12 protein-coding genes are annotated in these 12,240 nt (G+C 71.5%); 6 read left to right on the top strand and 6 right to left on the bottom strand.

Annotated features, from left to right (window positions below; all coding sequences use genetic code 11):
- Positions 1-7 precede the first annotated feature (7 nt).
- Together aceB and ACFT4A_RS19590 are read right to left on the bottom strand one after the other, a co-directional pair.
- A complete protein-coding gene (aceB, locus tag ACFT4A_RS19585; RefSeq protein ID WP_382831856.1) occupies positions 8-1,633 on the bottom strand; it encodes a malate synthase A in 1,626 nt (541 codons plus the stop codon).
- 207 nt (positions 1,634-1,840) lie between these two features.
- Positions 1,841-2,455: an NTP transferase domain-containing protein gene (locus tag ACFT4A_RS19590; protein WP_382831859.1), complete on the bottom strand. Its 615-nt coding sequence runs from the start codon at positions 2,453-2,455 to the stop codon at positions 1,841-1,843.
- 195 nt (positions 2,456-2,650) lie between these two features.
- Here ACFT4A_RS19590 and ACFT4A_RS19595 point away from each other — a divergent pair, with 195 nt between their 5' ends.
- A complete protein-coding gene (locus tag ACFT4A_RS19595) occupies positions 2,651-2,980 on the top strand; it encodes a DUF5955 family protein (protein ID WP_382831861.1) in 330 nt (109 codons plus the stop codon).
- A 108-nt stretch (positions 2,981-3,088) separates the two neighbouring features.
- Here ACFT4A_RS19595 and ACFT4A_RS19600 read toward each other — a convergent pair whose 3' ends face one another.
- Complete coding sequence (locus tag ACFT4A_RS19600) at positions 3,089-3,886, bottom strand: IclR family transcriptional regulator (protein ID WP_382831864.1); 798 nt, start codon at positions 3,884-3,886, stop codon at positions 3,089-3,091.
- 253 nt (positions 3,887-4,139) lie between these two features.
- Here ACFT4A_RS19600 and allB point away from each other — a divergent pair, with 253 nt between their 5' ends.
- Both allB and alc read left to right on the top strand, forming a co-directional pair.
- Positions 4,140-5,480: an allantoinase AllB gene (gene allB / locus ACFT4A_RS19605; protein WP_382831866.1), complete on the top strand. Its 1,341-nt coding sequence runs from the start codon at positions 4,140-4,142 to the stop codon at positions 5,478-5,480.
- Positions 5,481-5,530: 50 nt separating this feature from the next.
- A complete protein-coding gene (gene alc, locus ACFT4A_RS19610; RefSeq protein ID WP_382831868.1) occupies positions 5,531-6,646 on the top strand; it encodes an allantoicase in 1,116 nt (371 codons plus the stop codon).
- Positions 6,647-6,723: 77 nt separating this feature from the next.
- On the opposite strand, the gene ACFT4A_RS19615 is transcribed toward alc, so the two are convergent.
- On the bottom strand, positions 6,724-7,503 hold the full coding sequence (locus ACFT4A_RS19615; RefSeq protein WP_382831870.1) for an SDR family oxidoreductase: 780 nt from the start codon (positions 7,501-7,503) through the stop codon (positions 6,724-6,726).
- A 167-nt stretch (positions 7,504-7,670) separates the two neighbouring features.
- Here ACFT4A_RS19615 and ACFT4A_RS19620 point away from each other — a divergent pair, with 167 nt between their 5' ends.
- Entirely contained in the window at positions 7,671-8,297 is a 627-nt protein-coding gene (locus ACFT4A_RS19620; RefSeq protein WP_382831872.1) for a dihydrofolate reductase family protein, read from the top strand.
- 95 nt (positions 8,298-8,392) lie between these two features.
- Positions 8,393-8,788 (top strand): ribonuclease domain-containing protein, encoded by a 396-nt coding sequence (locus ACFT4A_RS19625; RefSeq protein WP_382831874.1) that lies wholly within the window; start codon positions 8,393-8,395, stop codon positions 8,786-8,788.
- A 48-nt stretch (positions 8,789-8,836) separates the two neighbouring features.
- On the opposite strand, the gene ACFT4A_RS19630 is transcribed toward ACFT4A_RS19625, so the two are convergent.
- Positions 8,837-9,037: a hypothetical protein gene (locus ACFT4A_RS19630; RefSeq protein WP_215117650.1), complete on the bottom strand. Its 201-nt coding sequence runs from the start codon at positions 9,035-9,037 to the stop codon at positions 8,837-8,839.
- Between the two features lie 179 nt (positions 9,038-9,216).
- On the opposite strand from ACFT4A_RS19630, the gene ACFT4A_RS19635 reads away from it, so the two are divergent.
- Positions 9,217-10,491: a histidine kinase gene (locus tag ACFT4A_RS19635; protein ID WP_382831876.1), complete on the top strand. Its 1,275-nt coding sequence runs from the start codon at positions 9,217-9,219 to the stop codon at positions 10,489-10,491.
- A 167-nt stretch (positions 10,492-10,658) separates the two neighbouring features.
- Here ACFT4A_RS19635 and ACFT4A_RS19640 read toward each other — a convergent pair whose 3' ends face one another.
- Positions 10,659-12,179, bottom strand: a complete 1,521-nt coding sequence (locus ACFT4A_RS19640; protein WP_382831878.1) for a hypothetical protein — start codon at positions 12,177-12,179, stop codon at positions 10,659-10,661.
- Positions 12,180-12,240 lie beyond the last annotated feature (61 nt).

A 12,240-nucleotide genomic window follows, 5' to 3' on the forward strand; every position in this document is an offset into this window, starting at 1 on the left:
TGACTGCTCAGCCCTTGAGCTGCTCGTACGCCGGCAGCGTCAGGAAGTCGGCGTAGTCCTCGTCGAGGGAGACCGTCAGCAGCAGGTCGTGGGCCTGCTGCCAGTTGCCGGCCGCGAAGGCCTCGTCGCCGATCTCGGCGCGGATGTTCGCGAGTTCCTCGGCGGCGACCTTGCGGGCCAGCTCGGCGGTGACCTGCTCGCCGTTGTCGAGGACGACCTCCGCGTTGATCCACTGCCAGATCTGCGAGCGGGAGATCTCGGCGGTGGCCGCGTCCTCCATCAGGTTGAAGATCGCGACCGCGCCGAGTCCGCGCAGCCAGGCCTCGATGTAACGGATGCCGACCTGCACGGCGTTGACCAGACCCGCGTACGAGGGCTTGGCGTCGAGCGAGTCGACGGCGATCAGGTCGGCCGCCTTGACGTCGACGTCCTCGCGCAGCCGCTCCTTCTGGTTGGGCTTCTCGCCGAGGACCTTGTCGAAGGACTCCATGGCGATCGGCACCAGGTCGGGGTGGGCGACCCAGGAGCCGTCGAAGCCGTCCCCGGCCTCGCGGTCCTTGTCGGCACGGACCTTCTCGAAGGCGACCTTGTTGACCTCCGCGTCCCGGCGGGACGGGATGAAGGCCGCCATGCCGCCGATCGCGTGCGCGCCGCGCTTGTGGCAGGTGCGGACGAGGAGTTCGGTGTACGCCCGCATGAACGGGGCCGTCATCGTCACCGCGTTGCGGTCCGGGAGGACGAACTTCGCTCCGCCGTCACGGAAGTTCTTGACGATGGAGAAGAGGTAGTCCCAGCGGCCCGCGTTCAGCCCGGAGGCGTGGTCGCGCAGCTCGTAGAGGATCTCCTCCATCTCGTACGCGGCGGTGATCGTCTCGATCAGCACGGTCGCGCGGACGGTGCCCTGCGGGATGCCGACGTACTCCTGGGCGAAGACGAAGACCTCGTTCCAGAGGCGGGCCTCCAGGTGCGACTCCGTCTTGGGGAGGTAGAAGTACGGGCCCTTGCCGAGGCCCAGCAGGCGCTCGGCGTTGTGGAAGAAGTACAGCCCGAAGTCGACCAGCGCGCCGGGCACCGGGGTGCCGTCCGCGTCGACGAGGTGACGCTCGTTCAGGTGCCAGCCGCGCGGGCGCATGACGACCGTGGCGAGTTCCTCGTTCGCCTTCAGGGCGTACGACTTGCCGGACCTCTCGTCCGTGAAGTCGATGTTCCGGGTGTAGGCGTCGCTCAGGTTGAGCTGGCCGAGGATCACGTTCTCCCAGGTGGGCGCGGAGGCGTCCTCGAAGTCCGCGAGCCACACCCTGGCGCCCGAGTTGAGGGCGTTGATGGTCATCTTGCGGTCGGTGGGGCCGGTGATCTCGACCCGGCGGTCGTTCAGGGCGTCCGGGCTCGGGGCGACCTTCCAGGAGTCGTCGGCGCGGATCGCGGCGGTCTCCGGGAGGAAGTCGAGGGTGGAGGTGCGGGCGATCTCGGCGCGGCGCTCGGCGCGGCGGGCGAGGAGTTCGTCACGCCGGGGCGTGAACCGCCGGTGCAGCTCGGCCACGAAGGCCAGCGCCGCTTCGGTGAGGACCTCCTCCTGCCGCGGCAGGGGCTCGGCGTCGACGATGGCCAGCGGTGACGGCGCTGGTGCGGACATGAACGGTCACTTCCTTCAGCGAGCTACGAAGACGAGCCTGCGGTGCGGCACCGGGTGCCAGTCTTCCCGGATACAGGGTGCGGCGCCCGTGGAGCCCTCGGGCGCTTCTGAACTGTGGATACTAGTTTCCTCATAGTGGAAGTTCAATCGTGTGTTGACGTCGAGACTCTTCGGATCGAGGAAAGGTGGCGCTCCGTGCCACCCCGCTCACTCAAGGTGGGCCAGATCTGCCTCGGTGTCGATGTCGAAGGGCCGGGCCACGTCCCCGCACTCGACCAGCGCGATCGCCGGCTCGTGTTCCTTCAGATAGGCGCGTGCCCCTCGGTCCCCGGTGGCGGCCGCGGCGATGCCCGCCCAGTGGGCGGCGCCGAACAGGACCGGATGGCCCCGCACCCCGTCGTACGCGGCCGACACCAGCGACTCCTCGCCCCGGTGCGCCCCGAGCACCCGGGCCACCGCCTCCGGGCCGATGCCGGGCTGGTCGACGAGCGAGACCAGGGCGGCCCGGGCGCCCGTACCGGCCAGCGAGTCGAGCCCGGCCCGCAGGGACGAGCCCATGCCCTGCTCCCAGTCGGGGTTGTCGACCAGGACGCAGCCCGGCAGGGCGGCCCGTTCGCGCACTTCTTCGGACCGGGCGCCCAGGACTACGTGGACCCGTGTGCAACCGCCCTCCCGCAGCACCCGCACCGCGTGCTCCACGAGCGGCCGCCCCCGATGGAGGAGCAGTGCCTTGGGGCGCCCTCCGAGTCGTCGCCCGCCGCCGGCGGCGAGCAGCACCCCGGCAACCTCCCGGGCCTCGCCCGGCGTCTTACGTGTCGTCATGGATCCTGCATACCGCAGGATCTAGGGCCGAGAAGTTACGCAGCGGAGCAAGTCGATGACGCAATGGACTGGCGCCTGGTGGGTCCTGTCGTTTAATCTCGCCCGCACCGACCGTCCGGGCGTCCGATCGCTGCCCGGTGTGGGGGACTTCGCGTCGGAATGGCACGCGCACGACGAAGTGCGAGGGGGAGGACTGTGTTGCGGAGCGTGGAGCAGAAGCGGCAGGGGCCTGTGACCAGCGGCGACGAGGACCCGCGCGTGACGGAGCTGCGCTCCGCCGTGTCCGGGCTGCGCCGCCGGCTCGCCGCCCATCCCGGCGATTTCGCCGACCGGACCATCGCCGAGGAGGAACTGGCCGCGCTGGACGCGATGGCCGTCGCCGGCATCCCCGAGATCCCGCGGCTGCGCCGCTCCCTGCTGCTGATCGCCGGCGCGATCGGCTCGGTGAGCGCGCTGTCCACCGGCCTGTCGGAGGTCCGCCGGGCCGTGGACCTCTTCGGGGGGCCGGTGCGCGGCGAGGGTTAGGGCCTGTCGTTTGGATCAGGTCGCAGGAAATCGGCGGCAACTCGTGATCCCCGCGTCTGCGGCGTGATCCAAACGACAGGCCCTAGGGCGCCGCGCCCGCGCCGAACGTCAGGCCGGGCTCTGGTTGGCCAGGGCCTCCGACAGTTCGACGGCGACCTGCTGGAGCACCGGCACGATCTTGTCCGTCGCCGCCTCCGTGACCCGGCCCGCCGGGCCGGAGATGGAGATGGCGGCGGCGGTGGGGGAGTCGGGCACCGAGACCGCCAGGCAGCGGACCCCGATCTCCTGCTCGTTGTCGTCGATCGCGTAGCCCTGCCGGCGTACGTCCTCCAGCGCCGCGATGAACCCGTCGGGCGTCGTGATCGTCTTCTCCGTCGCGGCGGGCATGCCCGTGCGGTGGAGCAGGGCGCGGACCTCCTCCGCCGGGAAGCTCGCGAGCAGGGCCTTGCCCACGCCCGTGGAGTGCGGAAGCACGCGCCGGCCGACCTCCGTGAACATGCGCATCGAGTGCTTCGACGGCACCTGCGCGACGTAGACGATCTCGTCCCCGTCCAGCAGTGCCATGTTCGCCGTCTCGCCGGTCTCCTCGACCAGCCGGGCGAGGTAGGGACGCGCCCAGGTGCCCAGCAGCCGGGAGGCCGACTCGCCGAGACGGATCAGGCGCGGACCGAGCGCGTACCGCCGGTTCGGCTGCTGACGTACGTACCCGCAGGCCACCAGGGTGCGCATCAGGCGGTGGATGGTCGGCAGGGGCAGCCCGCTGCTCGCGGACAACTCGCTCAGGCCGACCTCGCCACCCGCGTCCGCCATCCGTTCGAGCAGGTCGAAGGCGCGCTCCAGGGACTGTACGCCGCCGTTGGCGGAGGACCGGGCGGAGTCGGTGGTGCTGGCGCTGGACGTCGGCACGGCGCGTTCCTTTCGGGACTGGCGGCGGAAGAGCTGAAGCCTACCCGGCAGTCGGTTGACTCCCCGCTCGTACGTAGCTACGTTCTGCGTACTGGAAGTCTAATTCCGCTTTGTGGAAACGTCCAGGGCTGGTCGCATGAAGGGCGCCGAGGTCCAGTGTGCCCTTGACTGGCTTGGAGGAGGGAGTGAGACTCCTTCAACAGAAAGTTGAATTCCGGTAGGTGGAAGTAACAGGTGGAAGTAAGGGGTTCGGGTGTCCGACGCTGAACTGGTGCTTCGCTCGACGCGTGTCATCACTCCCGAGGGGACGCGCGCCGCGTCCGTCGCGGTCGCCGACGGCACGATCACGGCCGTCCTTCCGTACGACGCGCCCGTACCGGAGGGCGCACGCCTGGAGGATCTGGGCGACCACGTCCTGCTGCCCGGCCTGGTCGACACCCACGTCCATGTGAACGACCCGGGCCGCACCGAGTGGGAGGGCTTCTGGACCGCCACCCGCGCCGCGGCGGCCGGCGGCATCACCACCCTCGTCGACATGCCCCTCAACTCCCTCCCGCCGACCACGACCGTCGCCCACCTGCGCACCAAGCAGCGGGTCGCCGCCGACAAGGCGCACATCGACGTCGGCTTCTGGGGCGGCGCCCTGCCCGACAACGTCAAGGATCTCCGCCCGCTGCACGAGGCCGGTGTCTTCGGCTTCAAGGCGTTCCTGTCGCCGTCCGGCGTGGACGAGTTCCCGCACCTCGAGCGCGAGCCGCTCGCCCGCTCCATGGCCGAGATCGCCGCCCTCGACGGCCTGCTCATCGTGCACGCCGAGGACCCCCACCTCCTCGCCACCGCCCCGCAGCAGCCCGGCCCCCGCTACGCCGACTTCCTCGCCTCCCGCCCCCGGGACGCCGAGGACACCGCCATCGCCCAGCTCATCCGCGAGGCGAAGGCCCTCCACGCGCGCGTGCACATCCTGCACCTGTCCTCCAGCGACGCCCTGCCGATGATCGCCGAGGCGAAGGCGGACGGCGTCCGCGTCACCGTGGAGACCTGCCCCCACTACCTGACCCTCACCGCCGAGGAAGTCCCCGACGGCGCCAGCGAGTTCAAGTGCTGCCCGCCGATCCGCGAGTCCGCCAACCAGGACCTGCTCTGGCAGGCGCTCGCCGACGGCACCATCGACTGCGTCGTCACCGACCACTCCCCGTCCACCGCCGACCTCAAGACGGACGACTTCGCCACGGCGTGGGGCGGCATCTCCGGACTCCAGCTGAGCCTGGCGGCGGTGTGGACGGAGGCCCGCGAACGCGGTCACGGCCTGGAGGACGTGGTCCGCTGGATGTCCGCGCGGACCTCCGAACTGGTCGGGCTCGACACCCGCAAGGGCGCCATCGCGGCGGGCCGCGACGCCGACTTCGCCGTCCTGGCGCCCGACGAGACCTTCACCGTCGACCCCGCGGCCCTCCAGCACCGCAACCACGTCACGGCGTACTCGGGGAAGACCCTGTACGGCGTCGTGAAGTCCACCTGGCTGCGCGGACAGCGCATCGTCGTGGACGGCGAGTTCACCGAACCGAAGGGCCGACTCCTCACCCGCCACCCGTAGACCTCCTCGCACCCGCATCCCCCGGCCGACTCCCGAAAGGCACCCATCCCGTGACGGCGATCCCCAGCTTCACCGGCGACTCGAACCCCTACGGAGGCGGCGACCCGTACGCGGACTACCGCACCGCCGACTTCCCCTTCACCCAGTACGCCAACCTCGCCGACCGGCGCCTCGGGGCCGGTGTCCTCGCCGCCAACGACGAGTTCTTCGCCCAGCGCGAGAACCTGCTGGTGCCCGAGCCCGCCGAGTTCGACCCCGAGCACTTCGGGCACAAGGGCAAGATCATGGACGGCTGGGAGACGCGGCGGCGGCGCGGTGCCTCCGCCGGGCACCCGTGGCCGACGGCCGAGGACCACGACTGGGCACTGGTGCGTCTCGGCGCACCCGGGGTGATCCGCGGAATCGTCGTCGACACGGCCCACTTCCGCGGCAACTACCCGCAGGCGGTGTCCGTCGAGGGCACCTCCGTGCCGGGCTCCCCGTCGCCCGAGGAACTCCTCGGGGACGACGTGAAGTGGACGACCCTGGTCCCGCGCACCCCGGTCGGCGGCCACGCGGCGAACGGTTTCTCCGTCGCGGTCGAGCAGCGCTTCACCCACCTGCGGGTGAACCAGCACCCCGACGGCGGCATAGCCCGCCTGCGCGTGTACGGCGAGGTCGTCCCGGACCCCGCGTGGCTGGAGACGCTGGGCACCTTCGATGTCGTCGCCCTGGAGAACGGCGGCCGGGCGGAGGACGCCTCCAACCTCTTCTACTCGCCCGCCTCCAACACCATCCAGCCCGGCCGCTCCCGCAAGATGGACGACGGCTGGGAGACCCGGCGCCGCCGCGACCAGGGCAACGACTGGATCCGCTACCGGCTGGCCGCCCAGGCACAGATCCGCGCCCTGGAGATCGACACCGCCTACCTCAAGGGCAACAGCGCCGGCTGGGCGTCCGTGTCGGTCAGGGACGGTGAGGACGGCGAGTGGCGCGAGATCCTGCCCCGCACCCGCCTCCAGCCCGACACCAACCACCGCTTCGTCCTCCCGGAGCCGGCCGTCGGCACGCACGCGCGCGTGGACATCTTCCCGGACGGCGGCATCTCCCGGCTGCGGCTTTTCGGCTCCCTGACGGAAGACGGCGCGAGGCGTCTCGCGGCACGTCACCAGGAGCTGGGCGGCTGAGCCGCCCCCGACCCATGGGGCGCACCGGCCTGACAGCACCGGTGCGCCCCATGTACGTCACGTGCGCCCTGGGGGCCTCACGCCGCGTGCCCGCCGTCCACCGAGAACTCCGCACCGGTCACATACGTCGCCCCGGCCAGATAGGCGACCATGGACGCCACTTCACCGGCCGTTCCGTACCGGCCCAACGCGGTCATCGCGGCCTGGCCGGACGCGTACGGCCCGTCCGCCGGGTTCATGTCGGTGTCGATCGGGCCGGGCAGGACGAGGTTCGCGGTGATCCCGCGCTCGCCCAGCTCCCTCGCCAGGGCCTTCGTCAGACCGGCCAGGGCGGCCTTGCTCATCGCGTAGAGCGTCCCGCCCGGGCCCGGCACGCGTTGTGCCATGCAGCTGCCGAGGGTGATGATCCGGCCGCCCTCCGGCATTCGCGCGGCAGCCGCCTGGGAGGCCAGGAAGACCGCTCGTACGTTGACGTCGAGGACACGGTCCACATCCGGGAGCGACAGCGTCTCCAACGGCCCGAGAACCCCCACGCCCGCGTTGTTCACCAGGATGTCGAGGCCGCCCAGCGCCTCGGCCGCCGCGGCCACCACACCGGCGGCCTCGGCGGCGTCCGCCGCATCCGCCCGCAGCGCCACCGACCGGCGCCCCAGCGCCTCCACGGCCCGTACGACCTCTTCGGCCGCCTCCTTGCCGTTCACGTAGCCGACGGCCACGTCCGCGCCCTCCTGGGCCAGCCGCAGGGCCGTCGCCGCGCCGATGCCACGGCTCCCGCCGGTCACGAGAGCCACCTTGCCGTGCAGGGTTTCCCGAGCAGTCGCTCGCGAAGTCGCCTGAGAAGTTCCTTGTGAAGTCATGTCTCCATCCCAGCCGCCGCCCGACGGCGGTGCTGGCGGCGAACGGACATCGAGGTCCCGGGCGACACGCGCGCGTGGCGTACGGCCCAGCGATGAGTTGCGGGTGCCTGAGGGGTCTGAACCCATGACAACGGACCCTCTTCGTTCCGGACAGGAAGGCACCCGCCATGGGCAAGCTCGTCTCCACCCTCTTCGTCACCCTCGACGGTGTCTACCAGGCTCCCGGCGGGCCGAAGGAGGACACCCGAGGGGACTTCCCCCACGGCGGCTGGAGCTTCTGGTACGCCGACGAGGACTTCGGCCGGTTCGTCAACGACGTCTTCGCACGCCCGGCGGCCTTCCTGCTCGGGCGCCGTACGTACGACATCTTCTCCTCGTACTGGCCGAAGGTGACCGACCCGGCCGATCCGGTCGCCTCGAAGCTCAACTCCCTGCCGAAGTACGTCCCTTCCTCGACGCTGACGGACCCCGGCTGGGCGGGCACCACCGTGCTCTCCGGGGACCTCGCCCAGGAGGTCACCGCCCTGAAGGAGCGCACCGACGGCGAGGTCCAGACGCACGGCAGCGGCGCTCTCGTCCGCTCCCTGCTGTCGCTCGACCTCGTCGACACCCTCCACCTGCTGACCTTCCCGGTCGTGCTCGGCACCGGGTTCCGGCTGTTCCCGGAGGGCGCCGTACCGACCGCGTTCCGGCACCGGGGAGGGAGCGTCTCCGGCGCGGGCGTCTCGATGCAGACGTACGAGCTGGCGGGCCGCCCGGAGTACGGGGAGTACAAACTTCCGGAGGACGCGTAGCCGAGGTTAACTTCCCGCAAACTCATCCGACTTGACGGGAAAATCTCCGCCCTTGACATTGACATGCCACTGTCTACGCGCGTCATCATGAGCGCATGAATTTCCCCCCACACACCTCGCGGCTCGGCGCAGCAGCCGCCCTCGTATCTGCTCTCCTCATCGGCGGGACCGTCTCCGCCACCACGGCCGACGCGGCCCCCACCGCCGTCGGTGACATCTGCTACAGCAAACTGCCGTCCCAGGCCCACGACACGCTCGACCTGATCGAGCAGGGCGGCCCCTACCCGTACGAGCAGGACGGCACCGTCTTCCAGAACCGGGAGGGCGTCCTGCCCCAGCAGTCGACCGGGTACTACCACGAGTACACGGTCGAGACCCCCGGCTCCTCCAACCGCGGTGCGCGGCGCATCGTCACCGGTGAGGAGAACCAGGAGGACTACTACACGGCCGACCACTACGAGTCGTTCGACCTGGTCGACTACGGCTGCTGAGCCGTTCGGCCACTTCGGTGAACACCGGCCGGAAGTCCGCCCGGACGCTCAGACGGACTTCCGGCTCCCGGCCGCCGCGAACAGGGCGACACCCAGCACGAGCAGCGTGACGCTCGCGTAGATCTCGTAGCCGTCAAGGAACCCCAGTCGTTGCACGAGCCCCCAGTCCCAGTCGGTGAACTCGTGCACCAGGCCCGCCACGCCCTGGACCAGGGCGAGGAAGCCGAGAATCTCCAGTACCTGCTTCATGCCACGAGCCTCGCCCCGGGGACCCCCCACGCGCGTCGGCCGCGGGGCGGACATCCGGGAACCGAAGTCCCTGTCCGGGCCCGGTCGGCCCCGTCGAAAGTCTCCGGTGTGACGACTTTGGTCGACGATCTCTCCCAGGAGGCGGTGGAGCGGGCCCGGGCTGCGTAGATTTGTCGACCGTGAGAGGTGACAACGCGGGGCAGGCCGCCCCGGTGCCGCCGGGGGAGACACCCTCGCTGTTCACCGGGCGCAGATGGTTCATCCCCTCCGCCCTCCTGCACGAACTCGACCCCGACCCCGAACGGGGCGGGCGGCGGCCCCGGCGTACCGCGCGCGACTGGGCCGTCGACTTCTGCTGCTTCCTGCTCGCCGTGCTGGTGGGGACGGTCGCCCTGGAGGCCCTCGTCAAGAACCCGCATGTCCCGGAAGGGCTGGCCGTCGTCGACCAGGTCATCGGCGCGCTGGCCTGCGCGACGGTCTGGCTGCGCCGCCGCTGGCCCCTGGGGCTCGCCGTGGCGCTGACTCCCGTCACCCTCGTCTCGGACACCGCGGGCGGTACGGCCGTGATCGCCCTGTTCACCCTCGCGGTGCACCGCCCCTTCCGGTACGTGGCCTGGGTGGGCGGCGTCAACGTCGCGCTGATCCCGCTGTTCTACTGGCTGCGCCCCGACGGGGACATCGCCTACCTGGTGAGCGTGCTCTTCGCCGTGCTGCTCACGGTGGCGATCGTCGGCTGGGGCATGTTCGTACGGGCCAAGCGGCAGTTGATGGTGAGCCTCAGGGACCGTGCCCGGCGGGCCGAGACGGAGGCGCGGCTGCGGGCCGAGCAGGCGCAGCGGCTCGCCCGCGAGGCCATCGCGCGGGAGATGCACGATGTGCTCGCCCACCGGCTGACACTGCTCAGCGTGCACGCGGGGGCCCTGGAGTTCCGGCCCGACGCGCCTCCGGCGCAGACCGCGCGGGCGGCGGGCGTGATCCGGGAGAGCGCGCACGAGGCCCTCCAGGACCTGCGGGAGATCATCGGCGTGCTGCGGGCGGACGAGCCCGACGACACGGGCAGGCCGCAGCCGACCCTCGGGGCGCTGGACACGCTGGTCGCCGAGTCCCGCCAGGCCGGCATGAAAGTCTCCCTGGACCAGTGTGTCGGCGACCCCGCCGCCGTCCCGTCCTCCGTCGGCCGCACCGCCTACCGCATCGCCCAGGAGGGCCTGACCAACGCCCGCAAGCACGCGCCCGGCACGGAGGTCACGGTGTCCGTCACCACCGCACCGGGCGACGGCCTCACCGTCTCCGTGCGCAACCCGCCCCCCGAGGGCGAGGTGCCCCCCGTACCCGGCTCCGGCCAGGGCCTGATCGGCCTGACGGAACGGGCGACCCTGGCGGGCGGCCGCCTGGAGCACGGGCACACGCCGGAGGGCGGGTTCGAGGTGCGGGCGTGGCTGCCCTGGGCGTGACGGGCCGGCTCGTCCGACGGGCGGGGCCCCATGGCCCTTGTGGCCGGTGAGGCGGGCGGCGGATCATGGCCATATGTCGCCTGGTGCACCGCAGTTCGAGGTCGCGTCCGTGTTGGGGGAGGTGCCGTCCAAGAGGGAGCCCGCGATCGACGAGGGGGAACGGTGGCTCAACGGGGTGCCGGAGCCCTGCCGGACGCGTACCGCGCCGCGGTCGCCGGAGCGGGGGATGTGAGTTGACGACTCCGTACGACCTTCAGGCGCTGGTGTGGGAGATCGAGCAGCGGGCGAACGGCGTCGTCAGCGGCGCGGACCTGGCCGGGATGACCCAGCTCGTGCTGGACCGGCTGGGCTGTACGACGGCACGGCAGGCCTACGACCGCCTCTACGGGGACTGGGCGGCGCTGCCCCGCGGCACCGTCATGTCCGGGCTGCGGGCCGGACATGTGCTGAGCGTGCTGCCGATCCTGCGGTTCGAACAACCGCTCTTCGACCCCGTGCGCGAGGACGAACTCTGGCACGAGGTGCGGGCGCACGGGCCGGCGGACGAGACCTGGCAGGCCGGTGTCGTGGTCAGGAACAGCGCGTTCGGTCTGCGGCACCTCACCGAACCCGCCCAGATCGAGGGAGCGCTCGCCCGGATCGAACGGGCCCGGGCTGCGCTCCCGTCCGGCACCCGGACCCGTGAGAATCTCGACTTCGCCCATGCCATCCTGCGGACCTATCTGGCCCAACTGGGCGGCGGTGAGGACGACTTCGACACCGCCGTCGACGACATGGCCCGCATCGTGGAGACCGCGCCACTGCGGCCGGACGAGCGGCTGGCCCTGAACGCGCAGATCGCCCTGTTCCGCGTCCACCAGGCCGCCCGCCGCGCCGACGAGGAGGCCATGGCCGAGCAGATCCGTGTGCTCGAACGGGCCTTGCGGGAACTGCCAGCCGAACACGTCGACATGCTCGCCTTCGAATCGAACCTGGAAGGCGCCCGGAGCCACCTGAGCCTCCTGCGGGCACGGCGCACCGGACGCTTCGAACCCGCTGCCGAAGGGGCGGGCGCCGCGACACCCGCAGACGAGATCCGCCGCCGGATCGCGGGGCTGCCACGGAACGCCCAGGCCGACAAACTGGCCGAGGCGGCCTTCGCGGCCGGAGCACGCGCCCTGCCGGCGATGGACTACCAGGGAATGCTGCGGGCCATGGAACTGCAGGAAGCCACACTGGATCTGCTCGAACCGGACGACGAGCGATGGAACCGGGCCACGGGCTCGCTCGGAGTGGTCCACTGCGCCATGGCCGGGCTCCACTTCGCACCTCCGGCCGACCGCCTCCACCACCTGGACCAGGGCATCGCCTGGCTGCGGCACACCCTGAAACTCACCGGCGGCCCGCACCACCCCCTGTGGGGCGGCACCGGCATGTCGCTGGCCAGGGCGTACCGCCTGCGCGGCGACGAGTACACGCGCGACGCCCGCACGAGACGCCTGAACTACGAGGCCTCCCGCCGCGTCGGCCTGGACTGCCTGCGCGCGGCGGCCTGGAGCTCCCTGCTCCAGTCCGGTACGGCCCATGCCGCGCAGACCGCCCGGCTGGCGGGCGGCCGGGCCCTCGACGTGGCGCGCTGGTGTCTGGCCGACGGCGCCCACGCCGACGCCGTACGGGCCCTGGACGCGGGGCGCGGCCTCGTCCTGCACGCGGCGACCGTGGTCACCACCGTGCCCGACATGCTGAGGGAACTGGACCGCACGGAACTCG

Origin of the sequence: Streptomyces sp. NPDC057099, from assembly GCF_042671245.1 — a bacterium.
Taxonomy (GTDB): Bacteria; Actinomycetota; Actinomycetes; order Streptomycetales; family Streptomycetaceae; genus Streptomyces; species Streptomyces purpurascens.